The following is a 24,579-nucleotide window of genomic DNA, read 5'->3' on the forward strand; positions in this document are numbered from 1 at the left end:
CCGGCAAAGCCCCCGCACCCCCACGCGGGGGCGTCCGCCCGCTCACCGCGACGCCCGGTCAGCCGAGGGCCGCGACCCGGTCGCGGTACCCCCGCACCGGCGCCGCGTCCCTGTATGGCTCAAGGCGGCGCTCGAACTCGCGTACGTACTCGTGGGCCCGGACCGACCGCATCTCCGCCGCGCCCTGCGCCGCCTCCGCGCCGAGCTGGCAGGCCTGTTCCAGCTCGCCGAGGCCGAGTCGCGCGGTGGCGAGCACCACCCGGCAGAACAGGCGGCTGCGCGCGAAGCCGGGCGCGCGCAGCTGGAGGGAGCGCTCGGCGTGCTGGGCGGCGGCGCGGTACTGCTGGAGGTCGCGGTAGCAGTGCCCGAACTCGTCCGCCAGCTGCGCCTCGTCGAAGAACCGCGCCCAGTACGGCACCTCGTCACCGGGGCGCGCCGCCGCCAGCGACCGCTCAGCCCGCTGGAGCGAGGCCGTGCAGGCCCGCGCCTCGCCCAGCACCCCGTGCCCGCGCGCCTCGGCGGCGTACAGCAGGGACTGCACGACGGGCGGCGCCGAGGAGCCGACGCCCTGCTGGGCGACGCGCGCGAGCTGCACGGCCTCGCGCCCGTGCCCGAGGTAGACGGCCTGGCGGCTCATCGTGACCAGCACATAGGAGCCGTAGGCCCGGTCGCCCGCCGCCTGCGAGAGGCGCAGCGCCTGCACGAAGTACCGCTGGGCGAGTCCGTGGGCCGCGATGTCGTACGAGGTCCAGCCCGCGAGGCGGGTCAGGTCGGCGACGGCCCCGAAGAGCCGCCGCCCGGCCTGCTCGCCGTAGGTGCCGCGGAGCATCGGCTCGGCCTCGTGCTCCAGGTAGCGGACGAGGGCCTGGCGGGCGTGGCCGCCGCCGTAGGCGTTGTCGAGCGCGCGGAACAGCTCGCCGACCGAGCGCAGCGCCGCGATGTCGCCGTTGGTGACGCGCTGCCCGGGGCCGCGGTCGGGCTCCCTGCGCCGACGGGGCACGCCGGGTCGGCCCTGGGCGGGCACGCGGGCGTGGCCCGGGTCGGTCTCGCCGCGCCCCACGCGCTCGTCGGGCCGGCCGATCAGCCAGTCCCTGCTGGGCACGACGAGCCCGGCCGGGGTGAACGCGATCTTCCGCAGTTCGGCGTGGCTGCCGGAGTCCTTGCGCCACAGGCCGCCGACGATGTCGACGGCTTCCTCGGGCGTGGCGGCGAACTCCAGCCCCGCGTAGACCGGCGCGCACGCGTCGAGGCCCAGGTCCTGGGCGGACAGGCGCCGCCCGAGGCGCCGGGTGAAGACCTCGGCGATCAGTGCGGGGGTGGTTCCTCGGGGCTGCTGGCCGCGCAGCCATCTGGTCACGGACGTCTTGTCGTAGCGCAGGTCGAGGCCGTGTTCGAGGCCGAGCTGGTCGACGCGGCGCGCGAGGCCCGCATGGGAGAACCCGGCTTCCGAGATGAGCGCTGCTAGCTGGCGGTTGGGAGTGCGCTGCGGGGGTCGTTCCGTCATCGGCTGTGCGGTCTCCTGCCTTCCGGGCCTGCCTTCTGAGCAGCCCTTATGGCCTCGTGAACGGCGCGAATGTAACGGCCATCACAGCCCCTGGATGCGGCTTCTCCAGCTGTTCATCCGATCGTGTGAGGAACCCGGGCCCGAGTTGCCCGCGCGGGTGGCCCGTACAGTGGCAGGGGCGCGATATGTGCACGGTGAATGTTCAGGGAGGCACCTGCCGTGAGTGAGTTCCGGTTCGTCCGCATGGGCTTCGGCCCGGACGCCGTGGAGTACCAGGAGGCGTGGGACGAGCAGCGCCGCGTGCACGCGGCCCGCTTCGCCGACGAGGTGCCCGACACCTGCCTGCTCGTGGAGCACCCGCCGGTGTACACCGCGGGCCGGCGCACCGAGGACAGCGAGCGCCCGCTGGACGGCACGCCCGTCATCGACGTGGACCGCGGCGGCAAGATCACCTGGCACGGCCCGGGTCAGCTGGTGGGCTATCCGATCCAGAAGCTGCCGCGCCCGGTGGACGTCGTAGCACATGTGCGGCGCCTGGAAGAGGCTCTTATCCGTACGTGTGCGGAGTTCGGCCTGGAGACCTCGCGTGTCGAGGGCCGCAGCGGCGTATGGGTCCTCGGTGACCCGGTGGAGCGGCGCCCGGCGCTCGGCGGCCTCTCCCTGGACTTCGACCCGCGCCTGACGGACGACGAGTTCGACGCCCGGTTCAACGGCCCGGAGTACGCCCCGTCCAACGCGGGCCAGCGCCGCGAGGACCGCAAGATCGCCGCGATCGGCATCCGCGTCGCCAAGGGCGTCACGATGCACGGCTTCTCGCTGAACGTGAACCCGGACAACACCTGGTTCGACCGGATCATCCCGTGCGGCATCCGCGACGCGGGCGTCACCTCCCTCGCGTACGAACTGGACCGCGACATCACCATCGCCGACGTGCTGCCCGTCGCCGAGCGGCACCTGCGGGACGTACTGGAGAACGCTGAGCTGAAGCCGCGGGTGGTGGAGCGGCAGGCGGAGGCGCAGGCCGAGCCCGCCGGGGCCTAGGGACACCCAGGGGGAATGCACCCCGTTGGCCAGAGGTTGGCGGGAAGTAAGCCCCACGACATGACGGGCGTACCCTGGTGGACGCCGAAGAATCGAAGCTACAGGAGCCGATGTGTCCGCAGTCGCACCCGACGGACGCAAGATGCTGCGCCTGGAGGTCCGGAACGCCCAGACCCCCATCGAGCGCAAGCCCGAGTGGATCAAGACGCGGGCGAAGATGGGCCCCGAGTACAACGCCCTGCAGAAACTCGTGAAGAGCGAGGGGCTGCACACGGTCTGCCAGGAGGCGGGCTGTCCGAACATCTACGAGTGCTGGGAAGACCGCGAGGCCACGTTCCTCATCGGCGGCGACCAGTGCACGCGGCGCTGTGACTTCTGCCAGATCGACACCGGCAAGCCGCAGGCCCTCGACCGCGACGAGCCGCGCCGCGTCGGCGAGTCCGTCGTCACGATGGACCTGAACTACGCCACGATCACCGGCGTCGCCCGCGACGACCTCGAGGACGGCGGCGCCTGGCTCTACGCCGAGACCGTGCGCCGGATCCACGCCATGACGGCTCAGCGCGCCGAGGGCTACACCAAGGTCGAGCTGCTCATCCCCGACTTCAACGCCGACCCCGACCAGCTGGCCGAGGTCTTCTCCTCGCGCCCCGAGGTCCTCGGGCACAACGTGGAGACGGTGCCGCGCATCTTCAAGCGCATCCGCCCCGGCTTCCGCTTCGAGCGCTCGCTGGAGGTCATCACGCGGGCCCGCGAGGCCGGCCTGGTCACCAAGTCGAACCTCATCCTCGGCATGGGCGAGGAGCGCGCGGAGATCAGCGAGGCGCTGCACGCGCTGCACGAGGCGGGCTGCGAGCTGATCACGATCACGCAGTACCTGCGCCCCACCCCGCGCCACCACCCCGTGGAGCGCTGGGTCAAGCCGGCGGAGTTCGTGGAGCTGAAGGAGGAGGCCGAGGAGATCGGCTTCTCCGGCGTCATGTCGGGCCCGCTGGTCCGCTCCTCGTACCGCGCCGGCCGCCTGTACCAGATGGCGATCGAGAAGCGCGGGGCGTACGTCGCCTCGCAGGCGGTGTGAGACCGGCACACGACGGCCGCGCGGGCACTGTGTGAATCCGCGCACAAGGAGCTACTGACTGGTACAGCCCGCAACGACGCGGTTCGTGCGATCCCCGCAGGTGAAGGGGGTCGTATGGACCGCGTCAGTGTTTGGGGGCGGGGCGTCGCGTGGCGTCAAGGTTTCATCGGCGTTTGACCACTCAGTCACGCCCTGGTAACACCAATCAGTGACCCTGGAGTCACCGCACGTACAGCCTTACCCCCAGCATTTGCGCCACCCTTACCCATAGCGCTCGCCCCCCCGAGCCGCTCCCCAGGAGGGCCCCATCATGCAGGCCGCGCCCGTACGCGCCACCGCCATCCCGTCCGTCACCGACGCCCTGCGCGCCGTCGAGTCCCTGTTGATGAGCGGCGGCCAGCGCACCGCTCGCCGCAACGCGTGGACTTCCGTCCTCGAGGACCGGCGCCGCGCCAAGGACCGGGTCGAGGCGCTGCGGGTCTTCGAGGACGGCGTGGCAACCCGCACGTCGTAGTCGGCCCCGGGGCCACGTAGACTTCACGACATGGCGAGGAAGGAAACCACCGCGGCGGATGCGGCCGCGGAGCCAGGGCGACTCAAGCAGATCGCTCTGACCTACAAGATGACCCGACGGGCCGACTCCAAAATCGGTCTCATCATCGCGGCTGTGGGAATCGTCACCTTTGGTGTCTTCCTCGCGATCGGCTTCTTGATCGGTCACCCGGTCTATCTGGGCATTCTCGGCTTCCTGCTCGCCTTCCTCGCGATGGCGATCGTCTTCGGACGCAGGGCCGAGCGTGCCGCCTTCGGACAGATGGAGGGCCAGCCCGGAGCGGCGGCCGCGGTGCTCGACAAGATCGGCCGCGGGTGGACGACGACCCCCGCGGTCGCGATGAACCGCAGCCAGGACGTGGTGCACCGCACCGTCGGCAAGGCCGGCATCGTCCTGGTGGCCGAGGGCAACCCGAACCGGGTGAAGGGCCTGCTGGCCGCCGAGAAGCGGAAGATGGCGCGCATCGTCTCGGACGTCCCGGTGCACGACGTCATCGTCGGCACCACCGAAGGCACGGTCTCCCTGAAGAAGCTGCGCACGACGCTGCTGAAGCTGCCGCGGGTGCTCACGGGCCCGCAGGTGACGGCGACGAACGACCGGCTGCGGGCGATGGGCGACCTGATGTCGAACATGCCGCTCCCCAAGGGCCCGATGCCCAAGGGCATGCGGATGCCGCGCGGCGGCCCGAAGGCACGCTAGTTCTTCCCTCTTCTGCCCTACGACGAGGAAGGCCCCGGAACCGAGTCGGTTCCGGGGCCTTCCTCGTCGTAGGGCAGTCGTAGGTCAGTTGCCGTCGTCCCGGTCAGATCCTGACCTGCACGGCGCGGGCGAGGCGGTCGTGGAGGCCGCGGCCGTCGCGGTCCCAGATCAGGGCGGGAATGGCGACGCACAGCAGGAGACTGCGGGCCAGCACCCGCCCGAAGCCGAGCCGGCCGCCGCCCTCGGCGACGACACGCAGCCGGAACAGGGCCTTGCCCGGGGTGCAGCCGACCGTGCCGACGGTCAGCAGGCTCATCACGAAGAAGATGCCGAGGGCCCAGTTGCCCATGGCCTGCTGGTCACCGCGGGCGAACAGACCGTATGCGATCACCATGCACTGGCCCCAGTCCACGGCGATGGCGCCGATGCGGCGGCCGGGGCGCGCGATCGATCCCGGCCCCTCCTCCGGCAGTCCGAGCTGCTCGCCCCGGTACCCGAAGTCGACTCCGGCGTCCTCCGCGGCCGCGCGCGGGCCGGACAGCCACGATCCGATTGCTTGCCTGTTGTCCACCCGTCCACGGTACTGCGCCCGGTTTCGTACGGGGACGCTCGGGTCAGATGTACGTGGGGCGGGCGGGGCCGGTGCGGGTCCCGGCCGCCGGGCATTCACCGCCGGGCCGGTTAACTTCGGCGAAACAAATGGGTCATGCTTGAGAAATCCCCCGTCCCTATGGTCGGGTCCCAGCGTGTGCCACCGCACTGGCCGCACCACGAGCTGCAACCCCGTCCCGCCCCGGGCGGGAGTAGGAGGAGTTGGATGTTGTTCCAGAACGCCGACGACGCGAAGAAGTACATCGCGGACGAGGACGTCAAGTTCATCGACGTCCGCTTCTGCGACCTGCCCGGTGTCATGCAGCACTTCACGATCCCGGCGGCGGCGTTCGACCCGGACGAGGAGCTGGCCTTCGACGGTTCGTCGATCCGTGGTTTCCAGGCCATCCACGAGTCCGACATGGCGCTGCGCGCGGACCTGTCGACGGCGCGCGTGGACCCGTTCCGCCGCGACAAGACCGTCAACATCAACTTCTTCATCCACGACCCGATCACCGGCGAGCAGTACAGCCGTGACCCGCGGAACGTCGCGAAGAAGGCGGAGGCGTACCTCGCCTCGACCGGCATCGCGGACACGGCCTACTTCGGCCCCGAGGCGGAGTTCTACGTCTTCGACAACGTCCGCTTCCAGACGTCGGCGAACGAGAGCTTCTACCACATCGACTCCGAGGCCGGCGCCTGGAACACCGGTGCGGTCGAGAACAACCGCGGCTACAAGGTCCGCTACAAGGGCGGCTACTTCCCGGCCCCGCCGGTCGACCACTTCGCCGACCTGCGCGCCGAGATCTCCCTGGAGCTGGACAAGAACGGCCTCCAGGTCGAGCGCCAGCACCACGAGGTGGGCACGGCGGGCCAGGCCGAGATCAACTACAAGTTCAACACGCTGCTGGCCGCGGCCGACGACCTGATGCTCTTCAAGTACATCGTGAAGAACGTCGCCTGGCGCAACGGCAAGACCGCGACCTTCATGCCGAAGCCGATCTTCGGCGACAACGGCTCGGGCATGCACGTCCACCAGTCGCTGTGGTCGGGCGGCACCCCGCTCTTCTACGACGAGCAGGGCTACGCCGGTCTCTCCGACACGGCGCGCTACTACATCGGCGGCATCCTCAAGCACGCGCCGTCGCTGCTGGCGTTCACCAACCCCACGGTGAACTCCTACCACCGCCTGGTCCCCGGCTTCGAGGCCCCGGTCAATCTGGTCTACTCCCAGCGCAACCGCTCCGCGGCCATGCGCATCCCGATCACGGGCTCGAACCCGAAGGCCAAGCGCGTCGAGTTCCGCGCGCCGGACCCGTCCTCGAACCCGTACCTGGCGTTCTCGGCGCTGCTCCTGGCGGGCCTCGACGGCGTCAAGAACAAGATCGAGCCGGCCGAGCCGATCGACAAGGACCTCTACGAGCTGGCCCCCGAGGAGCACGCGGGCGTCCCCCAGGTCCCGACCTCCCTCCCCGCGGTCCTCGACGCCCTGGAGGCGGACAACGAGTACCTCCAGGCGGGCGGGGTCTTCACGTCCGACCTGATCGAGACGTGGATCGACTACAAGCGGACGAACGAGATCGCGCCGATCCAGCTGCGGCCGCATCCGCATGAGTTCGAGCTGTACTTCGACATCTAGGCATCACTGTGAGGGCCGCTACTCCCGGGAGGGGTAGCGGCCCTTTCGGCTGAAGAGGCTCAGATGCCGTCGTACACCCATGAGCTGCCTGTCTGGCGGTACTCCTCCACGGGGATCGGTTCGACACCAGATCGCATGCGGGCGGAGTAGAGCAGGCCGTTGAGGTGGTCGACCTCATGGGTGAACGAGGCGGGCGAGACCGCGTTCGTACGCGGTCGTGATGGTCTCGCCGGCCAAGACCGTCGTCTCCACCGTGATCATCAAGGGGCGGGTACGAGGCCGCGTACGTCGAAGAAGCTCAGACAGCCCTCGTACTGTTCATCCACCTCTTCGGAGCGGGCGGTGATCCGCGGGTTGAAGAGGACCACGGCGGGGGCGTCACCGGGCGGCTGGACGACGGCGGCAGCACGTCCGATGCCGAGCTGCGGGGCCGCGATGCCCATGCCCTTGGCGAAGGGGTGGACCCGGCCGATCCGTTCCACGGCGGCGAAGAGTTCGCCCGTGATGCGTGCGGCCTCGTCGCATTCGGCGGGCAGGTCGAAGGCGCGGGCCGGTTCGACGAGGATGCCGGCGCCGTGTTGGACGATGCCGAGGTCTCGCATCTGCTGGTTGGGGCGCACGTCGATCACCTGCATTTCTCTCGAGGTGGACTGAGTCTCTTCTGAGGTGTTTTCGGGCCACTCGTACCGTCGGCGTGCGGCGGTGCTCACCGACCTGGCTGCCATCGGCGCCAAGCGGCGGGACGCCGAGCAGGTCCTGGCGTACGGCGAAGAGGCTCTCCGCCTGGCCCGAGCCTCCGGGTCCGGGTATGTCGCCCGTAGACTCCAGGCCCTGTGCGACGAGTTCGGTTCTTTGGGCCGCGACCCACGCGTGGCGGAGCTGGGGGTCGAGATCGCCGCTCTGAGCGCGCCGTGACGAGAGGGGTAGGCATGTCGCAGACCGAGGGTGCACGACTGTTCCGGGAAGCCTGGATCACGGGAGTTCGCCAGCACTTTCCGGGAGAGCCGAAGGCCGGCTACGTCACGCCCTGGGACGACACCCCACAGTGGGAGCGTGAGGCGGCGGGCTCCGTGTACGAGCAGGTCCGCCACTTCGTGGAGATCAGCGGAGGCACCACGGCCCGGCTGTCGCGGGAGCAGAAGAGCCGCTTCGTCGCCACATGCTGGACAGCCCAGATGTTCAGGCATTTCGATGAGCCGAAGCCGGGGTATGTGGCCGACTGGCCTGACCTTCCGACCTGGCAGCAGGAGACTGACGCGGACATTTTCGAGGCCATCGAGAAGTCGCTGGGCTGACTACCGGCGCCGTCCCGGATGGATGGCCACCGGGCCCCGCAGAAAGCGGACCGACGGGACCGGCGGGCCGCCGGTCGGGGTGGGGTCGCCCGGGGTCACCACCGCGCGGACGCCGTAGACCTCGGCGATCAGCTTCTCCGTGATCACCTCCGCCGGTGTGCCCGCCGCGTACGCCGTGCCCTCCTTGAGGATCAGTACGTGGTCGCAGAACATCGCCGCCAGGTTGAGGTCGTGCAGGGCGATCACGCTGGTGACGGGGAGGTCGGCGACCAGGGAGAGCAGATCCAGCTGGTGCTGGATGTCGAGGTGGTTGGTGGGTTCGTCCAGGAGGAGTTCGCGGGGTTCCTGGGCCAGGGCGCGGGCTATCTGGACGCGTTGGCGTTCGCCGCCGGAGAGGGTGTGCCAGGACTGGGCGGCGCGTTCGGTGAGGCCGGTGCGGGCCAAGGCCTCGCGTACCGCCTGCTCGTCGTGGGGCGTGGGGGCCGACCAGGCGCGGCGGTGCGGGATGCGGCCGAGCCGTACGACGTCTCGTACGGTCAACTCGGTCTGGGTGGTGGCGTGTTGTTCTACCACCGCGATACGGCGTGCCACCGCGCGGCGCGGTGTGGCGGCGAGCGGGTTGCCGTCCAGGGTGACCACCCCCGAGGCGGGGGCCAGGACGCCCGCCAGGATGCGCAGGAGTGTGGACTTGCCGGAGCCGTTGGGGCCGAGGAGGCCCACGGTGGCACCGGGTGGCGGGGCGAGGCTGACCCCGTCGACGATGAGCCGGCCGCCGGCCGCCCGGGTGACCCGGTCGGCGCGCAGTCCCGCCTCGGCCGCAGCCGTGGTTCCGTACGTCATGTCGTCGCCCCCCGTGTCCGGTACAGCACCACCACGAACGCCGGTACGCCGATGAGCGACGTCACGACGCCCACCGGGACCTCCTGCGGGTCCAGGGCCGTGCGGGCCAGGGTGTCCACCCAGACCAGGAAGACCGCACCGGTCAGCGCCGTGACCGGGAGCAGCCGGGCGTGACCCGAGCCGGTGAAGGCGCGGGCCGCGTGCGGCAGGACCAGGCCGACGAAGCCGATGGCGCCCGCCGAGCTGACCAGGACGGCGGTCAGCAGCGCCGTCGCGCAGAGCAGGACGAGGCGGGTGCGGGCCACCCGTACGCCGAGTGTCGCCGCCGCCTCCTGGCCGAACGCGAAGGCGTCGAGTGTACGGGCGTGACCGAGGCAGACGAGCAGGACCGCGGCGAGGACGGCCGCGCACAGCCCTACGTCCGTCCACCCCGCCCCGCTGAGCGAGCCGAGCAGCCAGAACAGCACGCCGCGGGTGGTCTCCGCGTCGCCCGCGGTGAGGATGACGAATGACGTCAGGGCGGAGAAGAGCTGCATCGCCGCGACGCCCGACAGGACGACGCGGTCCGTCGTGCCGCCGAGCGTGTGGCTCAGCAGGAGGACGAGCGCGAAGGAGCAGAGCGCGCCCACGAAGGCGCCCGCCGAGATCGACAGCGCTCCCCCGCCGACGCCGAGGACGACGACCGCGACCGCCCCGGTCGACGCCCCGGAGGAGACCCCGAGGACGAAGGGGTCGGCGAGGGGGTTGCGGAGCAGGGACTGCATGACGGCGCCGCAGACCGCGAGGCCCGCGCCGCAGACGGCGGCGAGCAGGGTGCGGGGCAGCCGCAGGTTCCAGACGATGCCGTCCCGGAGGGGGGTCAGCCCTGCCTCGCCCCAGCCGAGGTGCGCGGCGAGGGCCGAGAACACGTCGGGGACGGAGATGTCGGCGGGGCCGATGGTGACGGCGACCGCCATCGAGAGGACGAGCGCGGCGCCGCCGGCCAGCCACAGCAGCCCCTGCCGGGCGGCGGGGGCGGCCGGGCTCACTTCGCCAGTCCGAACTTCCGCAGCCCGGCGGCCACTTGCTCGATGCCGTCGACCGTGCGGATCGTGGGGTTCATGGCCTGACCGCTGAGGAGGATGTAGCGCTTCTTCTTCACGGCGGTGAGGTTCTTGGTCGCCGGGTTGGACTCCAGGAACTTGATCTTCGCCGCCGCGCTCTCCGCGGACTGCGACTTGCGGGTGAGGTCGCCGATGACGAGGACGTCGGGGTCGCGGTCGGCGACGGTCTCCCAGTTGATCTGGGGCCACTCCTCGCGGGTGTCGTCGAAGACGTTCTGCGCGCCGAGCGCGCGGGTGATGATGCCGGGGGCGCCGCAGCAGCCCGCCATGTACGGGGCGTCGGAGTTGGCGAACCAGTACAGGAGCGTCGCGTCGGAGGCCTCGATGTCCTTCGTGGCCTTCGTGACGCGGCTCTTCAGGTCCGCGATCAGCTTCTCGCCGCGCTTCTCGACGCCGAACACCTTGGCGAGGTCGCGTACTTCGCCGTAGACGGTGTCCATGGTGAGGGTCTTGACGCGCTTGCCGTCGCCGCCGCCGTCGTTGTCCTTGCCCGCGCAGTCGGTGGGCGAGACGTAGACGGGCACGCCGAGTTCGGTGAACTTCGTGCGGTCGGCGACGCCGCCCTTGCCGACGGTGTAGAGGAAGGAGGCGCTGACGAAGTCCGGTTCCTTGGAGAGGACCTTCTCCAGGGAGGGGTAGCGGTCGGCGAGCCGCTCGACCTTGGCGTTCTCCTTCTCCAGGTTCTTCAGGACCGGGTCGGTCCAGGTGCCGGTGCCCGCCATGCGGTCGGCGAGGCCGAGGGAGAGCAGGATCTCCGTGGAGCCCTGGTCGAGGGAGACGGCGCGCTGCGGCGGGGCCTGGACCGTGGCCTCCTTGCCGCAGGAGGCGACCGTGACGGGGTAGCCGTCGGCGCTCCTGCCCTCGGACTTCTGCGCGGCGCCGCCCCCGCACGCGGTGAGCGCGAGCAGTGCGGTACAGAGGGCGGCGGACATACGGGCTGTCGAGGACACGCGATCCCTTGAGTCTCACGGCTCATACGCGGAGCCTGGTCTGCGTCACGACCTCCGCCGCCCGGTGTGCGAGCGGAGGCGCCAGCAGGTCTTCGGACTCGGGATCGGCCGGGCGGGGCGCCTTCCCAGACGTCCGAAGACGCCCAGTGGCCGTGGCCCCGCCCGTCCCCCTCACCGCTGCGCGTCAGTTCCGGATTCGCACCGGATTCCCTGGCCCAGGTGTGGGTTTGACTGGCTTGCGCAAGTTATCACGCGCCCTCACCGGCCCTGCCCCGGCCTGGGCTCCCCCCGGTAGGTGCCGAAGGACCAGCGGTTTCCCTCCGGGTCCTGGATGCCGAACTCGCGACTGCCGTACGGCTTGTCCTCGATCTCCGTGGTGATCTTCACGCCGGCCGCGCGGAGGCGCTCGTACAGGTCGTCCACCCGGTCGGTGACGACGTAGGCGCCGGCGGTGCCGGGCTTCCCGCAGGCGGCGGTGGCGCTCTGCGGGTCGTACGAGCCGAGCATGACGCCGCCTCCCTCGGGCCAGTCGAGCTGGGCGTGGGCGATCCGGCCGCCGTCCTCGTAGACGGCCGTACGCAGGAAGCCGACGGTGTCGACGAGGAAGTCGATGAGGGCGGGGGCGTCCTGTGCCTGGAGGGCCGGCCAGATCGTGGGGGCGGGGGCGGTGAGCGGCTCGTGCCGCGGGGCCTCGGACATGCCGTCAGTGGTGTCGGTGGTGTCAGGTGTGGTGTTCATGGCTTCCACTCTTCGCCGTCGCCGTGCGCCCCGGCTTGGATATTCCGGCACTCCTCGGCCAGCCAGCCGGTGGGGCTCACCCCCGTGTACTGCCGGAAGTCCCGTACGAGGTGGGAGTGGTCGTAGTAGCCCGTGTCGGCGGCGACCCGGGCGAGGTCGGGCGGGCCGCCCGCCGCGACGGCGCGGGTCACGGCGCTCTTGGCGTGCTGGAAGCGCATCAGGCGCGCGGCCTGCTTGGGGCTCAGCCCGGTCTCGGCGCGGAAGAGGGCGGTCAGGCGGCGCTCGCTGAGGGCGACGTGCCGGGACAGGCCGCCGAGGGTGCCAGCGCCGCGGTGCCGGGCGAACCAGGCCCAGGCCTCGGCGACCTCGGGGCGCACGGCTCCGGCGGGCCGGTCCGCGCGCTGCCGCAGGTAGGCGGCGAGGGCGGCGAAGCGGTCCTCCCAGGTGTCCAGGGCACAGAGCCGCTCCCGGACCTCTGCGGCGCGGGCGCCGAAGACGTCGGTGCCCGCGGTGACGAGCTGTCCGGCCAGTTCGGCGGCGGGCAGGCCGAGGAGCGTGCGGGCGGCCAGCGGGTGCACGGCGAGCTGGATGCCTGCCTCGTGCTCGGGCTGGCGGACGTAGGCGGGGCTCTGGTGCAGGCCGCCCACGACGATGTCGGTGCGGACCGCGTCGGCGCCGGTCGCCTGGGCGGGCGTGCCGCCGGTGGCGATGGCCCCGTCCAGCGAGAAGATCACCGTCAGGTACGGCGAGGGGAGGCCGCGGTGCAGGGCGGGCTGCTGCCCCGCGGTGCGGTAGCCGACCGCGGAGACGACCATGCCGTCGAGCCGGGGAACGGCCCGCACGAACTCACGGGTGCCCATGCGTCCCAGTATGCGCGGCCCGCCCACCTCGCGATCGCCCGATGCGCGGCCCGCCCACCTCGCGACCGCCCGGTACGCCCCCGGCGACGCGGGGCCCTCTCCGCTACCCCTCACCACCCGCCCCATGCCCTCCCCGCCCGGTGACTTCGATCATGGGAATCGCGTGGCATCGCCCATAGCATGGCGCGCCGCTCCGGACGGGGCCGCACATCGCACTCAGGAACGGCGGGACACGGGAAACATGGCAGTACGAGCCAAGAACAGGCGGGCCTTCATCGTCGGTGGCGCGGGGGCGCTCGTCGCCGCCGTCCTCGCGGGCGGCGCGCTGTGGCCCGCGGGCGAGGCGACGGCGGCGGACGGCTCGGCCGCCACCGCCCGCGAGCTGTCGCACTGGCCGAAGCCGGTCGCGAGGAAGCTCGGCAAGGTCATCGCCGCCAACGACCACAAGGGCGCGTACGCCGTCTTCGACGCGGACAACACCTCGTACCGCAACGACCTGGAGGAGTCGCTGCTGCCCTTCCTGGAGATGAAGGGCGTGCTGACCCGCACGACCATGGACCCCTCCCTGAAGGTCGTCCCGTTCAAGGACACGGCCACGCACAAGGAGAGCCTCTACAGCTACTACAACCGGCTGTGCGAGGTGGACGACCAGGTCTGCTATCCGTGGGCCGCGCAGATCTTCTCCGGGTTCACGCTGAAGGAGCTGAAGGGGTACGTCGACGAGCTGCTGGCGTACAAGAAGCCGATCCCCGCTGAGTACTACGAGGACGGGAAGGTCACCAGGACCGAGGTGAAGCCGCCCGAGCTGTCGAACGGCATGCGGCAGCTCTACAAGACGCTGCGGGCGCACGGCATCGAGGTGTACGTGGTCAGCGCGGCCGGCGAGGACCTGGTGCGCATGGTCCTCGCCGACCCGAAGTACGGCTACGGCGTGCGGCCGCGGAACGTCATCGGGGTGTCGATGCAGCTGAAGGACCGCGAGACCGGCGAGGTCACCAGCTCCCGCAAGGAGATCGCCGAGGGCCGCTTCGGCGAGAAGGACCGCGCGAAGCTCGCCGGACGCGAGCTGACGCCGCACCTGTGGGCACCGCTGACCTGGTACGAGGGCAAGCCCGCGGCGATCAACACGTACATCGACGAGTGGAAGAAGCCGATCCTCGTCGCCGGTGACACCCCGGTCAGCGACGGTCCGATGCTGTTCCACTCGGCGGACGTGGAGCACGGCGGGGTACGGGTCTGGGTCAACCGCAAGGACGCGTACATGAAGCAGCTCGACGGGATGAAGCGGAAGAACGCCGAGCGGCAGCGCGAGCTGGGCCAGCAGGTGACCGCCGACAAGCGGTGGCTGACGGTCACCCCCGAGCAGATCCGCTAACCGCTAGCCGCGGGCCGCCCGGCCCCGCCCCGGGCGCTCCTCGGCCGTCGCCCACGCCGCCACCTGCTTGGCGAGCGGCCCGCCCGCCCTGGTCCAGGCGAAGTGGTCGAGGCGGGCGCCCGCCTCACGCGCCGTGTAGTGGCGCCTGGTGAGCCGGGCCCGGGGGACCTTGCCGAGCAGGTGGTCGAGGGCGGAGGCGGGGGCGAGGGTGTCGTGCTCGACGGAGACCGCGAGGACGGGCAGCTCCAGGGCGGCCAGGGCCGCTTCGTAGTCGCGCGCGGAGCCCTTGGCGGCGTAGCGGCCGGTGAGCCCCTGGTGGGCCCAGTCCCGCATGACGCCCTTGGGCTGGTTGCCGCCGAAGCCGAGGCGGGCGCCGGGCCAGCGGCCGAGCGCGGTCGCCGTCGCGGCGATCAGCACCTCGCCGAGGAGGAGACCGGGGGCGCGCAGCGGGCCGTACGCGCGGAACCAGACGGAGCCGGAGGCGACGAGCGCGACGCCGTCGACGGCCGGACCGGCGCCCAACGCTGCGTACAGCAGGGAGAGTTGGCCGCCCAGGCTGTGGCCGAGGAGGTACAGGGGCGGCTCGGGGCCCAGCTCGGCGCGGACGGCCCTGAGGATGGCGGGCAGGTCCTCCTCGACGAGCGTGCGGTACCCGTGGTCGTGCGTGCGGTAGCCGGGATCGCGCACGCGGTAGCCGTGGTCGCGTGCGCCGCGGCCGGTGGCGCGCGGTGTCGCCGCCTCGCCCTGGCCGCGCAGGTCGGCGGTGAGCACGGTGAGGCCCTCGCCGTGCAGGTGGCGGGCGAAGCCGCGGTAGAAGCGGGCGGGGGTGCCCATCGCCGGGAGGATGAGCACCGCGGGGGCCGGGGGCGGCCCGGGCGCCGGGCCCGAGCCGGACGGCAGGAAGCGTTCCGGGGCGGGCGCGCGCAGGGCGCGCACCGGAACACGGACGCCGTCCGGGAGTTCGGCGGTCGTCAGGAGCGGCAGTTCACCGACGGGTTCCGGCTGGGTCATGGGGCCCAGCATGTCCCATCGCACACATGAGCGCACGGGGCCACGCCGAACGGGCCCGTGGCGGTCAACTCCCGCCACGGGCCCAGGACTTGCTCACCGGTCAGAGTACATCCGGCCGGCGGCCTAGATGTGACCGGTCAGCGGCTGTAGCGCATCAGCGCGCGCACCATGTGGCAGGTGATGTCGGAGGGCGGATGGATGCCGACCTCCTCGGCCATGCTCCTTATCGTGGTGTTCTTCGCCTGGTTCGGCAGATGGACGCCCGAGTCGAGCAGGGCGATCGCCAGGCGCATGGCCTTCAGGCGGCGGTTGTGGTTGACGTACCACTCGCGGGGGCGTCCGGCGGGGAGCGCCTTCTTCTCCAGTGGTGCGTACGGCAGGTCGAGCAGTACGGGTCGGGAAACACGCTTGGTCGTCAGTGCGGCAGCGGGCACGGGCATCCTCCTGTCGCGGTCGGGACCCCCCGTCGGGCGCCCTCGAACACTACTGTGATTCTACTGCGGGGCACTGACAATCGCCGCTGGCCAGACGGCCTTTGGGGTGTTCGAATAAGGGCGTGCCGGGCGGCCTGGGGCGGGTGTTCCGGAGGTAGCGTGTGGGCATGGAGATCTGGATCAACCCCGCCTGCTCGAAGTGCCGGAGCGCCCTGACGCTGCTCGACGCGGAGGGCGCCGACTACACCGTGCGGCGCTACCTCGACGACGTGCCCACCGAGGACGAGATCAGCGCCGTCCTCGATCGCCTCGGCTTCGAACCGTGGGACATCACGCGGACCCAGGAGCAGGCCGCCAAGGAGCTGAACCTCAAGGACCGCGAGGCCTGGCCGCGCGACGCCTCGGGCCGCGCGCGCTGGATCAAGGCCCTCGCCGAGCACCCGAAGCTGATCCAGCGCCCCATCATCACGGCGGACGACGGCACGGCGGTGGTGGCCCGCACCGAGGAGGCGGTGCGGGACGCGCTCTCCCGCTGACGCCCCCGGGGACGCGCCCTCCCGTCGGCTGCCGTCACGCCGCCGCCGTACGGGAGAGGAACTCGGCCACAGCACGGTCGAGTTCGGCCGGGCGCGCGTGCGGGAGCGCGTGGTGCGAGACGCCGGGCAGGGTCGCCACCGTCGCGTCCGGGAGCAGGGCGGCGGCACGGGAGGCGACCTTGCGGACGTCGTGGGCACGGCTGCGGTCCCCCAGGAGGACCAGCGTGGGCGGGCGCAGGGTGCGCAGGGCGGCCGGGGCCGGGCGCGGGCCCATGACCGGCCTGGCGGCGGGGAAGGCGGCGGCGCGCTCCTGGAGCGCCAGCCAGTCGGCGTCGAGCGGGGCGCCGCCGGTCTCCCAGTCGAGGAAGGCGCGCGTCGCCCGCGCCGAGGGGCGCAGCAGCGTGGGCAGGGCGCGCAGCAGGTAGCCGGGGCGGAACCCGGCGAAGCACCGCGTGGGGTCGACGAGCACCAGGCGCCGCACGCGGCCGGGCGCGCGCAGGGCGTGGTGGAGGGCGATCCAGGCCCCGTACGAGTGGCCGCCCAGGTCGGCCGCCGGGATGTCGAGCCCGTCGAGCAGGGTGTCCAGCCAGGCCGTCAGGTCGGTCACGGTACGGACCGGCCGCTCGGCCACCGGGACGCTGCGCCCGGGGTCGCCGACCAGGTCGACGGCGAACACCCGGCGCGTGCGGGCGAGTTCGGCGGCGTTGGCGAACCAGCTCAGGCCGGTCGCGGCGCCGCCGGGCAGCAGCACGAGCGGGGCGCCGTCGGCGGGGCCGTGGACGGTGACGTGCGTGTGCCCGTAGGGGGTGGGCACGGTCCGCGTGGTGGTGCCCTCGGGCCACTTGGCGAGGACGGTGTCGTAGGCCGCCTGGAACGCCTCGGGGTCAGCCGGATCAGTCATGGGTGGGTCGGCCTCCTCGTATTATCTCGCCGAGCGAGAGAATATGCGAGGGAGACCATGCCGGACAGCCCGGACGCGGAGCTGGAGATCGTCCACCTCCTGCGCGCCGTCACCGTCGAACTGAGCCTGCGCACCGCCGACTTCGCCGTGCGCAACGGCATGCACCCCACCGACGTACGCGCCCTGATCCGCCTGATGGACGCGCGGCGGGAGGGCGCGGCCGTGACGGCGGGACGCCTCGGCGCGGAGCTGGGTCTTCACTCGGCGGGCACGACCGGCCTCATCGACCGCCTGGAGCGGCTCGGCCACGTCCGCCGCGTACGGGACGCGCGCGACCGGCGCCGGGTGCTGATCGAGATCGAGGAGCGGGCGGTGGCGCTCGGGCAGTCCTTCTTCCACCCCCTCATCGGGCGGACGGTGGACCTGCTCCAGGGGTACGACGAGCAGCAGCTCGCGGCGGTCAAGGGCTTCCTGGGCGGGGTCCTCGGCCATGCCCGGGAACCAATGTCCGGGGACCGATGGGGCATATAAGGCAAACCGTTACATAGACCCGCATAGCGTTGACAGCTCCGGAAGACGCAGAGCGAGAACGCGGAGAAAGGAGCGCGCCGTGCGGAGCTGGATGTTCGGGGGTGTATACGGAACGGTCCTCGCGAGCGCGCTGCTGGCGGCGCTGCACTCGGAGGGCGCCGCCTACACGCCCTGCTACGACGCGGCCTGGGTCATGGTGACCGCGGGCACGGCCGCGCTCGCGCACGGCTACGCCCACCACATGTCCACGCACCGGCCTGGCTCCGCCCTCCGCCGCTGGCGGCAGCTGGCCCGGGCGCTCCTCGACGAGTGGCCGGTCATCGTCGCCTGCTGGCCGACCGTGGCCCTGCTGCTCCTCGCCGGTGCCTTCCACTGGCCCGAGCCGGCCGTCACGTCCACCGGACTGCTGCTGAACGCCGCGCTCCTCTTCGGTTGGGGCACCCTCGCCGCGCTGCGGGCGGGCTGCCGGCGGCGCTCGGCGGTCCTGCTCGGCGTCGCGGACGCGGCGATCGGCGTCGCCATCGCCGTCGCGAACGCGGTCATCAAGTGACGTGAGCCACACCCGGCGCAGGTAACACGGGGTTCACATGAGGGCAACGGCCGGGAAATCGCGGATTGCCAGGCTGCCGCTCATCACCACGGCACCGCAGCACCCGCACGTTCTGCGCCGTACCGAACGTTTCAAGGATGAGGCCCCCGTGACCTTCAAGGCTGAGTACATCTGGATCGACGGCACCGAGCCGACGGCGAAGCTCCGTTCGAAGACGAAGATCCTCGGGGACGACGCGAAGGGCGCCGAGCTGCCGCTGTGGGGCTTCGACGGCTCCAGCACGAACCAGGCCAAGGGCCACGCCTCGGACCGGGTGCTCAAGCCGGTCTTCACCTGCCCGGACCCGATCCGCGGCGGCGACGACGTACTCGTCCTGTGTGAGGTCCTCAACACGGACATGACGCCGCACGAGTCCAACACCCGCGCCGAGCTGGCCGAGGTCGCGGGCCGCTTCGCCGCGCAGGAGCCGATCTTCGGCATCGAGCAGGAGTACACCTTCTTCGAGGGCGACCGCCCGCTCGGCTTCCCCGTCGGCGGCTTCCCCGCCGCGCAGGGCGGCTACTACTGCGGTGTCGGTTCGGACGAGATCTTCGGCCGCGACGTCGTCGAGGCGCACCTGGAGAACTGCCTCAAGGCGGGTCTCGGCATCTCCGGCATCAACGCCGAGGTCATGCCCGGCCAGTGGGAGTTCCAGGTCGGCCCGCTCGCTCCGCTGGAGGTCTCCGACCAGCTGTGGATCGCCCGCTGGCTGCTCTACCGCACCGCCGAGGACTTCAAGGTCTCCGCGACCCTCGACCCGAAGCCGGTCAAGGGCGACTGGAACGGCGCGGGCGCGCACACCAACTTCTCCACCAAGGCCATGCGCGAGGGCTACGACGCCATCATCACCGCCTGCGAGTCCCTCGGCGAGGGCTCCAAGCCGATGGACCACGTCAAGAACTACGGCGCCGGCATCGACGACCGCCTCACCGGCCTGCACGAGACCGCCCCCTGGAACGAGTACAGCTACGGCGTCTCCGACCGCGGCGCCTCGGTCCGCATCCCGTGGCAGGTCGAGGTGGACCGCAAGGGCTACATCGAGGACCGCCGCCCGAACGCGAACGTCGACCCGTACGTCGTGACGCGTCTGCTCGTCGACACCTGCTGCACCGCCCTGGAGAAGGCCGGTCAGGTCTGATCCCGCCGTGACCGTCACCGACGGGGGGCGTCCACCGATCGCGGTGGGCGCCCCCGCCGTCATCGCTCCATCTGCTTCAATGGGGGGCATGGGCAGCAGCAACCAGAACTCCGCGACGGGTCGTCATGACCTCGAGCCCTTCTGGCCCTCCCGGCAGCATCACGACTTCGACCGGATGTGTTGCCGCGCGACGAACGCGCGGGCCCTCTAAAGCCGTTCCCACGGCCTTCGCCCCGCGCGAGCACGACGTACGTCTGTTTCTCGACGACTCGACTCCTTCTTCGCGCGAAAGAGCTGACCTCACATGGCGAACTCCCGTACCTTCACCGCCGCCGCGACCGCCACCGCCGGTTCCGTTCCCGCCGCCCGGGGACGTCTGCGGGCCGTCGACCCCGACGAGCCCCGTCCCGCCGTGCCGATCGCCGACTTCCTGCCGCCGGGCGCCACGTGGCTGCCCGCACCGCAGCACACCCTGCCGACCCTGCCGGGTCAGCCGCCGATGGTCGGCTACCTCGTCCTCGTACCGGCCGGGCAGGCGCCCGCGGCGGTGCCGGGGCCACCGGAGCCGCGGGTGGCCAGGACGCCGGCCGACGGGCCGATCAGCGTCGATCCCGTCCAGCGCTCCGCCGAGGTCGCCGGACGCCCGCTCGACCTCACGTACCTGGAGTTCGAACTCCTCGCGCACCTCGTGGCGCACCCCCACCGGGTGCACACCCGCGACCAGTTGGTGTCGACGGTGTGGGGGTACGGGCACGTGGGCGACGGGCGCACCGTGGACGTCCACGTCGCGCGGCTGCGGCGCAAGCTCGGCGCCGAGCACCGCGGGACGATCCAGACGGTGCGGCGGGTGGGGTACAAGTACGCGCCGCCGACGCCGCGTTGAGCGAGGGTGCCGCCGCTCGCGCTCTCCGCTGGGAGCGGAAGGCGTTCCCCTGACCCCGTGACCAGGGCAGAGTCCTCCCCATGAGACTTCTGATACTGGGTGGTACCGAGTTCGTGGGCCGTGCCGTCACCGAGGCGGCGCTCGCCCGTGACTGGGAGGTGACCGTCTTCCACCGCGGCCGCCACGCGGCGCCCGACGGGGCGCGCGCCGTCCACGGCGACCGCACCGCCGAGGGAGGCCTCGCGGGGCTCGCCGAGGGCGAGTGGGACGTGGTGGTCGACACCTGGTCGTCGGCGCCGCACGTCGTACGGGACGCGGCGAAGCTGCTCGCGGGACGGGCCGGGCGGTACGTGTACATCTCCAGCGGTTCCGTCTACCGGTACCCGGGCGCGGCCGGCTCCGACGAGAGCTTCCCCGTGGTGGACGGCGACCCGGACGCCGAGGCGTCGGAGTACGCGCGGGACAAGCGGGGCGGCGAGCTGGCCGTGCTCGGCGCCTTCGGGCCCGAGCGGACGGTGCTCGCGCGGGCCGGGCTGATCCTCGGCCCCCACGAGAACATCGGCCGGCTGCCGTGGTGGCTGAACCGGATCGCGCGGGGCGGGCCCGTCCTCGCGCCCGGACCGCGGGACCTGGAGATCCAGTACGTCGACGTGCGGGACCTCGCGGAGTGGGTCCTCGACGCCGCCGTCGCCGGGCTGCACGGCGCGTACAACCTCGTCAGCCCCATGGGGCACATCACCATGGGCGAGCTGCTCGACGCGTGCGCGCGGGTGGTCGGCGGTGACGCGGAGCTGCGCTGGACCGAGCCCGACGTCATCCTGGAGGCGGGCGTCGAGCAGTGGATGGAGCTGCCGGTGTGGCTGGCGCCCGGGGAGCTGCACGACACCATGCACCGCACCTCTTCGCGGAAGGCGGTCGCCGCGGGGCTCAGGACGCGGCCCGTCATGGACACGGTCCGCGACACGTGGGAGTGGCTCCGCTCCATCGGCGGGACGCCGCCGCAGCGCCCCGACCGGCCGGTCCTCGGGCTCGCCCCCGAGAAGGAGGCGAAGGTGCTGGGCCTGTGACGTGACCCGCCCCCGGCGCGGTGTGCGCCGGGGGCGGGTACGTCCGCGGGGTGCCGTCGCCGGTGGGTCAGTGCGGCGCGTGCGCCCCGGCCGGGTGCCGCCCGGCGGACGCGGCGGGCGGGCTCTCCTCGCCGTGCGCGACCTTCGGCAGCCACGAAAGGGCGCGCGGCGTACGCCAGTTGCGCTCCCCCAGCAGGGCCATCACCGACGGCAGCAGGACCATGCGGACCACCGTGGCGTCACCGAGCTGCGCGACTTGGTGCGCGGCATCCACCCGCCGGTGCTCGCCGAGCGCGGCCTGGGCGACGCGGTGAAGGCCCTCGCGCTGCGGTTGCCGGTCGCCACCGAGGTCGACGTGGAGCTGCCGGGCCGGGCGGAGGCGCCGGTCGAGTCGGCCGCGTACTTCGCGGTGAGCGAGGCGCTGACCAACGCGATCAAGCACTCGGGTGCCGACCGCGTCTGGGTGGACCTGCACCACGGCGACGGCATGCTGCGCATCGCGGTCACCGACAACGGCAGGGGCGGGGCGGCGCTCGGGGCGGGGTCCGGGCTGAGCGGGGTCGAACGCCGGCTCGGTACATTCGACGGCGTACTGGCCGTCAGCAGCCCCGCGGGCGGTCCGACCATGGTGACCATGGAGATCCCTTGCGCGTTGTCCTAGCCGAAGACCTCTTCCTGCTGCGTGACGGCCTGGTGCGGATGCTGGAGGCCTTCGGCTTCGAGATCGCGGCGGCCGTGGAGAGCGGCCCCGAACTCACCAAGGCACTGGCGGAGTTGGAGCCGGACGTCGCGGTCGTCGACGTACGGCTGCCGCCGTCCCACACGGACGAGGGCCTGCAGTGCGCGCTGGCCGCCCGGCGGGCCCGGCCCGGGCTGCCCGTCCTGGTCCTCTCGCAGCACGTGGAGCAGTTGTACGCGCGCGAGTTGCTGGCCGACGGCACGGGCGGCGTCGGGTATCTCCTGAAGGACCGGGTCTTCGACGCGGCGCAGTTCGTCGACGCGGTGCGCAGGGTCGCGGCGGGCGGCACCGCGATGGACCCGCAGGTGATCCAGCAGCTCCTGTCCCGGCACGCCACCGAGCAGCCGCTCGGCGCGCTCACGCCGCGCGAGCGCGAGGTGCTCGAACTCATGGCGCAGGGACGGTCGAACGCGGCCATCGCCTCCCAACTGGTCGTCACGGAGCGGGCGATCGCCAAGCACACGTCGAACATCTTCGGCAAGCTCGGCCTGCCGGTCTCCGACGACGACAACCGGCGGGTGCTCGCGGTCCTGGCCTATCTGGACCAGGGGCGCTGAACGCGCCGGGCCCCTGATGCGTATGTAGCCGCATGGGACGCACCTCACGAAAACGATCAAAGCTGGCGCGGCGCCTGGCCGCCGCGTCCGCGGCTCTCGTCATGGGCGGCGGCGGCCTCGTCGCCGTCAACGTCTACGCCAACGCCGAGGAGGGCGCCGAACGGTCCTCCGCCCCGGCCGCCGGGCGGCCGTTGTCGACCATCAGCTGCCCGGACGTGGCGAATCAGCTGTCGGAGGTTCCACCGGGCGCGCGCGGCGCGGTGGACGACCGGCTCGCCGAACTGGACAGCCAGATCACGCGGGCCTACGACCGGTTCAGCAGGGCCGGGGACACCGGGGCCCAGAAGTCCGTGCTGCCGCCGCTGGAGGAACAGCGGCGCGGCACGCTCGGCGAGATCGAGGACGCCATGGACCGCGCGGGCTCCCGGCCCGAAGGGCTCGACAGCATGGCCCCGTGCACACTGCGGGCCTCCGACCAGGGGAAGGGTCAGGGGCAGGGGGAAGACCAGGACCAAGGGCAAGGCCAAGGCCAAGGGCAGAGCGGGAACGGCCCCGTGGCCGGTGACTTCGTCGACATCACGTCCGTCCGGCCCAACGTCCGGCGCCCGCCTGCCCGCCGCGGCGCCTCGCGCGGCACCTTCACCACCGACTGCGGGCGCAACGAGAACGGCAAGTTCAACCCCGACAACGTCATCGTCGCGCCGGGCGTGAGCAACGGCGCCCACCACATGCACGACTACGTGGGGAACCAGGCGACGGACGCGTTCTCCGGCGACGACGACCTCGCGAACGGCCGCACCAGCTGCCGCAACCAGGGCGACAAGTCGACATACTACTGGCCCGTGCTGCGGCTCCAGAACGGCGCGAACGAGGACGACGCCCAAGCGGACGGCGGCGGCAAGGACCAGAACGTCGGCGAGATCCAGACCCCGTCCTCCGCCACCCTGAAGTTCACCGGCAGCCCGGTGGGCAAGGTCGTCGCGATGCCCCGCTTCCTGCGCATCATCACCGGCGACGCCAAGGCCTTCACCAACGGCGACGCCAACGCCAACGCCTCTTGGAGCTGCACGGGCTTCGAGAACCGCCAGCTCAAGGACAAGTACCCGATCTGCCCCGAGGGCAGCAAGGTGGTGCGGACGTTCACCTTCCAGAGCTGCTGGGACGGGCGCAACACCGACAGCGCCAACCACCGCACCCACGTCGCCTTCGCCGACCCGCGGACCGGCGCCTGCCCGCGCGGCTTCCGGGCGATCCCGCAGCTGGTCCAGCGCGTGGTGTACGACGTGCCGCCGGGGCCCGGCTTCGCCGTCGACTCGTTCCCCGAGCAGCTGCACAAACCCGTCACCGACCACGGTGACTTCATCAACGTCTTCGACGAGCGGCTGATGCGGCGCGTGGCGAGCTGCGTCAACTCCGGGCAGCGCTGCACCTGACGCGCGCCCGGGGCTGCCCGCCTCACTCCGACCGGTGACCGTGGTGGCCGCCGCCGTGCTGGTCCGCGGCGTCCACCACGGTCCCCCCGAGCCGCTCGCGCAGCGCCGCGATGTCCTCGCGCCCGCCGACCGCGACCCAGCGCCCACCGACGAGGTACGTGCCGCCGTAGTCATCCGCCTCGTCGAGCCATTCGGCCTGGCCCCGGGCGTTGGCGAAGGTGACGAGGACATAGCGCCGGGCGCCGTTCTCACAGGTGGCCTGGCGCAGCTCGGCCGCGTCCGTCTGGACGTCCGCCCGGCACTTCGCCCTGGCCGCCAGCTGCTCCAGGCTGCCGCTCGCCGTGGCCGGCGCGCTGCCGCCCCCTGAGCCGCACCCCGCCACCGCGAGCAGTACTCCCACCGCCGCGCCCGTCACCGCGCTCCGCGCTGCCCTCATCGCCGCACCAGCCTCTCCCGGCGAGCCGAACCCGCCATCTTCCGCAGTTCCGTTACGT

Annotated in this window: 29 protein-coding genes, 1 pseudogene and 1 riboswitch; of the genes and pseudogenes, 17 read left to right on the plus strand and 13 right to left on the minus strand. The window is 72.0% G+C overall.

The genetic code is table 11. The features are described from left to right. Positions 1-58: 58 nt before the first annotated feature. Positions 59-1,504 (minus strand): regulator, encoded by a 1,446-nt coding sequence (locus J2N69_RS09455; protein ID WP_230900330.1) that lies wholly within the window; start codon positions 1,502-1,504, stop codon positions 59-61. Positions 1,505-1,723: 219 nt separating this feature from the next. On the opposite strand from J2N69_RS09455, the gene lipB reads away from it, so the two are divergent. The 4 genes from lipB (at position 1,724) to J2N69_RS09475 (ending at position 4,875) form a co-directional block, all read left to right on the plus strand. Further along, positions 1,724-2,545, plus strand: coding sequence for a lipoyl(octanoyl) transferase LipB (gene lipB / locus J2N69_RS09460; RefSeq protein WP_230900331.1), 822 nt, complete (start codon positions 1,724-1,726; stop codon positions 2,543-2,545). Positions 2,546-2,657: 112 nt separating this feature from the next. Next, positions 2,658-3,623 (plus strand): lipoyl synthase, encoded by a 966-nt coding sequence (locus J2N69_RS09465; protein WP_230900332.1) that lies wholly within the window; start codon positions 2,658-2,660, stop codon positions 3,621-3,623. Between the two features lie 310 nt (positions 3,624-3,933). Continuing rightward, positions 3,934-4,137, plus strand: coding sequence for an SCO2195 family GlnR-regulated protein (locus J2N69_RS09470; protein WP_127912954.1), 204 nt, complete (start codon positions 3,934-3,936; stop codon positions 4,135-4,137). A 30-nt stretch (positions 4,138-4,167) separates the two neighbouring features. Further along, complete coding sequence (locus J2N69_RS09475; protein WP_205039247.1) at positions 4,168-4,875, plus strand: DUF4191 domain-containing protein; 708 nt, start codon at positions 4,168-4,170, stop codon at positions 4,873-4,875. 103 nt (positions 4,876-4,978) lie between these two features. Here J2N69_RS09475 and J2N69_RS09480 read toward each other — a convergent pair whose 3' ends face one another. Further along, positions 4,979-5,446, minus strand: coding sequence for an RDD family protein (locus J2N69_RS09480; protein WP_230900333.1), 468 nt, complete (start codon positions 5,444-5,446; stop codon positions 4,979-4,981). A gap of 249 nt (positions 5,447-5,695) precedes the next feature. Between J2N69_RS09480 and glnA the strand changes: the two genes are divergently transcribed. Next, on the plus strand, positions 5,696-7,105 hold the full coding sequence (gene glnA / locus J2N69_RS09485) for a type I glutamate--ammonia ligase (protein WP_127909747.1): 1,410 nt from the start codon (positions 5,696-5,698) through the stop codon (positions 7,103-7,105). 260 nt (positions 7,106-7,365) lie between these two features. On the opposite strand, the gene J2N69_RS09490 is transcribed toward glnA, so the two are convergent. Then, on the minus strand, positions 7,366-7,740 hold the full coding sequence (locus J2N69_RS09490) for a peptide deformylase (RefSeq protein ID WP_230900334.1): 375 nt from the start codon (positions 7,738-7,740) through the stop codon (positions 7,366-7,368). 67 nt (positions 7,741-7,807) lie between these two features. Between J2N69_RS09490 and J2N69_RS09495 the strand changes: the two genes are divergently transcribed. Together J2N69_RS09495 and J2N69_RS09500 are read left to right on the plus strand one after the other, a co-directional pair. Continuing rightward, positions 7,808-8,020, plus strand: coding sequence for a hypothetical protein (locus J2N69_RS09495; protein WP_330166805.1), 213 nt, complete (start codon positions 7,808-7,810; stop codon positions 8,018-8,020). Between the two features lie 14 nt (positions 8,021-8,034). Beyond that, positions 8,035-8,400: a hypothetical protein gene (locus J2N69_RS09500; protein ID WP_230900335.1), complete on the plus strand. Its 366-nt coding sequence runs from the start codon at positions 8,035-8,037 to the stop codon at positions 8,398-8,400. On the opposite strand, the gene J2N69_RS09505 is transcribed toward J2N69_RS09500, so the two are convergent. The 5 genes from J2N69_RS09505 to J2N69_RS09525 all read right to left on the minus strand — a co-directional run bounded on the left by J2N69_RS09505 (position 8,401) and on the right by J2N69_RS09525 (position 12,891). Then, the gene (locus J2N69_RS09505) at positions 8,401-9,240 is read right to left on the minus strand and encodes an ABC transporter ATP-binding protein (protein ID WP_230900336.1); all 840 of its coding nucleotides are present in this window, start codon (positions 9,238-9,240) and stop codon (positions 8,401-8,403) included. It lies immediately after the preceding gene. After that, the gene (locus J2N69_RS09510) at positions 9,237-10,196 is read right to left on the minus strand and encodes a FecCD family ABC transporter permease (RefSeq protein WP_230904651.1); all 960 of its coding nucleotides are present in this window, start codon (positions 10,194-10,196) and stop codon (positions 9,237-9,239) included. Before J2N69_RS09510 ends, J2N69_RS09505 begins: the two co-directional genes overlap by 4 nt. A gap of 68 nt (positions 10,197-10,264) precedes the next feature. After that, entirely contained in the window at positions 10,265-11,275 is a 1,011-nt protein-coding gene (locus J2N69_RS09515) for an ABC transporter substrate-binding protein (protein WP_230900337.1), read from the minus strand. Positions 11,276-11,359: 84 nt separating this feature from the next. Beyond that, positions 11,360-11,544, minus strand: a riboswitch (cobalamin riboswitch). 7 nt (positions 11,545-11,551) lie between these two features. Beyond that, the gene (locus J2N69_RS09520; RefSeq protein ID WP_230904652.1) at positions 11,552-11,992 is read right to left on the minus strand and encodes a VOC family protein; all 441 of its coding nucleotides are present in this window, start codon (positions 11,990-11,992) and stop codon (positions 11,552-11,554) included. A 35-nt stretch (positions 11,993-12,027) separates the two neighbouring features. Further along, entirely contained in the window at positions 12,028-12,891 is an 864-nt protein-coding gene (locus J2N69_RS09525) for a helix-turn-helix domain-containing protein (protein WP_230900338.1), read from the minus strand. Positions 12,892-13,132: 241 nt separating this feature from the next. On the opposite strand from J2N69_RS09525, the gene J2N69_RS09530 reads away from it, so the two are divergent. Further along, on the plus strand, positions 13,133-14,266 hold the full coding sequence (locus J2N69_RS09530; protein WP_230900339.1) for an HAD family hydrolase: 1,134 nt from the start codon (positions 13,133-13,135) through the stop codon (positions 14,264-14,266). A 3-nt stretch (positions 14,267-14,269) separates the two neighbouring features. Here the strand turns inward: J2N69_RS09530 and J2N69_RS09535 are convergent, their stop codons facing one another. Beyond that, positions 14,270-15,277 carry an alpha/beta hydrolase family protein gene (locus tag J2N69_RS09535; RefSeq protein ID WP_230900340.1) on the minus strand — a complete coding sequence of 336 codons (1,008 nt, stop codon included), beginning with the start codon at positions 15,275-15,277 and terminating at the stop codon, positions 14,270-14,272. 137 nt (positions 15,278-15,414) lie between these two features. Beyond that, positions 15,415-15,711 (minus strand): hypothetical protein, encoded by a 297-nt coding sequence (locus J2N69_RS09540; protein ID WP_392721111.1) that lies wholly within the window; start codon positions 15,709-15,711, stop codon positions 15,415-15,417. Positions 15,712-15,878: 167 nt separating this feature from the next. Between J2N69_RS09540 and J2N69_RS09545 the strand changes: the two genes are divergently transcribed. After that, complete coding sequence (locus J2N69_RS09545) at positions 15,879-16,247, plus strand: arsenate reductase family protein (protein WP_230900341.1); 369 nt, start codon at positions 15,879-15,881, stop codon at positions 16,245-16,247. Positions 16,248-16,281: 34 nt separating this feature from the next. Here the strand turns inward: J2N69_RS09545 and J2N69_RS09550 are convergent, their stop codons facing one another. Then, entirely contained in the window at positions 16,282-17,148 is an 867-nt protein-coding gene (locus J2N69_RS09550; RefSeq protein ID WP_230900342.1) for an alpha/beta fold hydrolase, read from the minus strand. A gap of 57 nt (positions 17,149-17,205) precedes the next feature. On the opposite strand from J2N69_RS09550, the gene J2N69_RS09555 reads away from it, so the two are divergent. The 5 genes from J2N69_RS09555 to J2N69_RS09575 all read left to right on the plus strand — a co-directional run bounded on the left by J2N69_RS09555 (position 17,206) and on the right by J2N69_RS09575 (position 21,356). Further along, positions 17,206-17,679, plus strand: coding sequence for a MarR family transcriptional regulator (locus J2N69_RS09555; RefSeq protein WP_230900343.1), 474 nt, complete (start codon positions 17,206-17,208; stop codon positions 17,677-17,679). Between the two features lie 79 nt (positions 17,680-17,758). Then, positions 17,759-18,229, plus strand: a complete 471-nt coding sequence (locus tag J2N69_RS09560; RefSeq protein WP_230900344.1) for a hypothetical protein — start codon at positions 17,759-17,761, stop codon at positions 18,227-18,229. A gap of 148 nt (positions 18,230-18,377) precedes the next feature. After that, the gene (gene glnII / locus J2N69_RS09565; RefSeq protein WP_230900345.1) at positions 18,378-19,406 is read left to right on the plus strand and encodes a glutamine synthetase; all 1,029 of its coding nucleotides are present in this window, start codon (positions 18,378-18,380) and stop codon (positions 19,404-19,406) included. 304 nt (positions 19,407-19,710) lie between these two features. Beyond that, complete coding sequence (locus J2N69_RS09570; RefSeq protein ID WP_230900346.1) at positions 19,711-20,289, plus strand: winged helix-turn-helix domain-containing protein; 579 nt, start codon at positions 19,711-19,713, stop codon at positions 20,287-20,289. 80 nt (positions 20,290-20,369) lie between these two features. Then, a complete protein-coding gene (locus tag J2N69_RS09575; protein WP_230900347.1) occupies positions 20,370-21,356 on the plus strand; it encodes an NAD-dependent epimerase/dehydratase family protein in 987 nt (328 codons plus the stop codon). A gap of 67 nt (positions 21,357-21,423) precedes the next feature. On the opposite strand, the gene J2N69_RS09580 is transcribed toward J2N69_RS09575, so the two are convergent. Beyond that, on the minus strand, positions 21,424-21,630 hold the full coding sequence (locus J2N69_RS09580; RefSeq protein ID WP_408056934.1) for a hypothetical protein: 207 nt from the start codon (positions 21,628-21,630) through the stop codon (positions 21,424-21,426). Between J2N69_RS09580 and J2N69_RS09585 the strand changes: the two are divergent. From J2N69_RS09585 to J2N69_RS09595, 3 genes and pseudogenes are all read left to right on the plus strand, one after another. Further along, positions 21,595-22,017 (plus strand): annotated as a pseudogene (locus J2N69_RS09585) (sensor histidine kinase); the annotation flags it as partial. The gene J2N69_RS09580 and the pseudogene J2N69_RS09585 overlap by 36 nt on opposite strands. Continuing rightward, positions 22,002-22,652, plus strand: a complete 651-nt coding sequence (locus tag J2N69_RS09590; RefSeq protein WP_127909731.1) for a LuxR C-terminal-related transcriptional regulator — start codon at positions 22,002-22,004, stop codon at positions 22,650-22,652. The pseudogene J2N69_RS09585 and the gene J2N69_RS09590, both read left to right, overlap by 16 nt. Before the next feature lie 32 nt (positions 22,653-22,684). Next, a complete protein-coding gene (locus J2N69_RS09595) occupies positions 22,685-24,085 on the plus strand; it encodes a DUF1996 domain-containing protein (RefSeq protein ID WP_230900348.1) in 1,401 nt (466 codons plus the stop codon). 22 nt (positions 24,086-24,107) lie between these two features. Here J2N69_RS09595 and J2N69_RS09600 read toward each other — a convergent pair whose 3' ends face one another. Continuing rightward, on the minus strand, positions 24,108-24,521 hold the full coding sequence (locus J2N69_RS09600) for a hypothetical protein (protein WP_230900349.1): 414 nt from the start codon (positions 24,519-24,521) through the stop codon (positions 24,108-24,110). Between the last annotated feature and the right edge of the window lie 58 nt (positions 24,522-24,579).

The sequence above is a fragment of the Streptomyces huasconensis genome, assembly GCF_021028635.1.
GTDB lineage: Bacteria > Actinomycetota > Actinomycetes > Streptomycetales > Streptomycetaceae > Streptomyces > Streptomyces huasconensis.

Bases quoted from the DNA above. Each gene is read 5' to 3' on its own strand.
- J2N69_RS09455 (WP_230900330.1), bottom strand. From the start codon at position 1,504: ATGACGGAACGACCCCCGCAGCGCACTCCCAACCGCCAGCTAGCAGCG.
- J2N69_RS09470 (WP_127912954.1), top strand. From the start codon at position 3,934: ATGCAGGCCGCGCCCGTACGCGCCACCGCCATCCCGTCCGTCACCGAC.
- J2N69_RS09475 (WP_205039247.1), top strand. From the start codon at position 4,168: ATGGCGAGGAAGGAAACCACCGCGGCGGATGCGGCCGCGGAGCCAGGG.
- J2N69_RS09490 (WP_230900334.1), bottom strand. From the start codon at position 7,740: ATGCAGGTGATCGACGTGCGCCCCAACCAGCAGATGCGAGACCTCGGC.
- J2N69_RS09500 (WP_230900335.1), top strand. From the start codon at position 8,035: ATGTCGCAGACCGAGGGTGCACGACTGTTCCGGGAAGCCTGGATCACG.
- J2N69_RS09505 (WP_230900336.1), bottom strand. From the start codon at position 9,240: ATGACGTACGGAACCACGGCTGCGGCCGAGGCGGGACTGCGCGCCGAC.
- J2N69_RS09510 (WP_230904651.1), bottom strand. From the start codon at position 10,196: ATGGCGGTCGCCGTCACCATCGGCCCCGCCGACATCTCCGTCCCCGAC.
- J2N69_RS09515 (WP_230900337.1), bottom strand. From the start codon at position 11,275: ATGTCCGCCGCCCTCTGTACCGCACTGCTCGCGCTCACCGCGTGCGGG.
- J2N69_RS09520 (WP_230904652.1), bottom strand. From the start codon at position 11,992: ATGTCCGAGGCCCCGCGGCACGAGCCGCTCACCGCCCCCGCCCCCACG.
- J2N69_RS09525 (WP_230900338.1), bottom strand. From the start codon at position 12,891: ATGGGCACCCGTGAGTTCGTGCGGGCCGTTCCCCGGCTCGACGGCATG.
- J2N69_RS09530 (WP_230900339.1), top strand. From the start codon at position 13,133: ATGGCAGTACGAGCCAAGAACAGGCGGGCCTTCATCGTCGGTGGCGCG.
- J2N69_RS09535 (WP_230900340.1), bottom strand. From the start codon at position 15,277: ATGACCCAGCCGGAACCCGTCGGTGAACTGCCGCTCCTGACGACCGCC.
- J2N69_RS09545 (WP_230900341.1), top strand. From the start codon at position 15,879: ATGGAGATCTGGATCAACCCCGCCTGCTCGAAGTGCCGGAGCGCCCTG.
- J2N69_RS09550 (WP_230900342.1), bottom strand. From the start codon at position 17,148: ATGACTGATCCGGCTGACCCCGAGGCGTTCCAGGCGGCCTACGACACC.
- J2N69_RS09555 (WP_230900343.1), top strand. From the start codon at position 17,206: ATGCCGGACAGCCCGGACGCGGAGCTGGAGATCGTCCACCTCCTGCGC.
- J2N69_RS09570 (WP_230900346.1), top strand. From the start codon at position 19,711: ATGGCGAACTCCCGTACCTTCACCGCCGCCGCGACCGCCACCGCCGGT.
- J2N69_RS09575 (WP_230900347.1), top strand. From the start codon at position 20,370: ATGAGACTTCTGATACTGGGTGGTACCGAGTTCGTGGGCCGTGCCGTC.
- J2N69_RS09595 (WP_230900348.1), top strand. From the start codon at position 22,685: ATGGGACGCACCTCACGAAAACGATCAAAGCTGGCGCGGCGCCTGGCC.
- J2N69_RS09600 (WP_230900349.1), bottom strand. From the start codon at position 24,521: ATGAGGGCAGCGCGGAGCGCGGTGACGGGCGCGGCGGTGGGAGTACTG.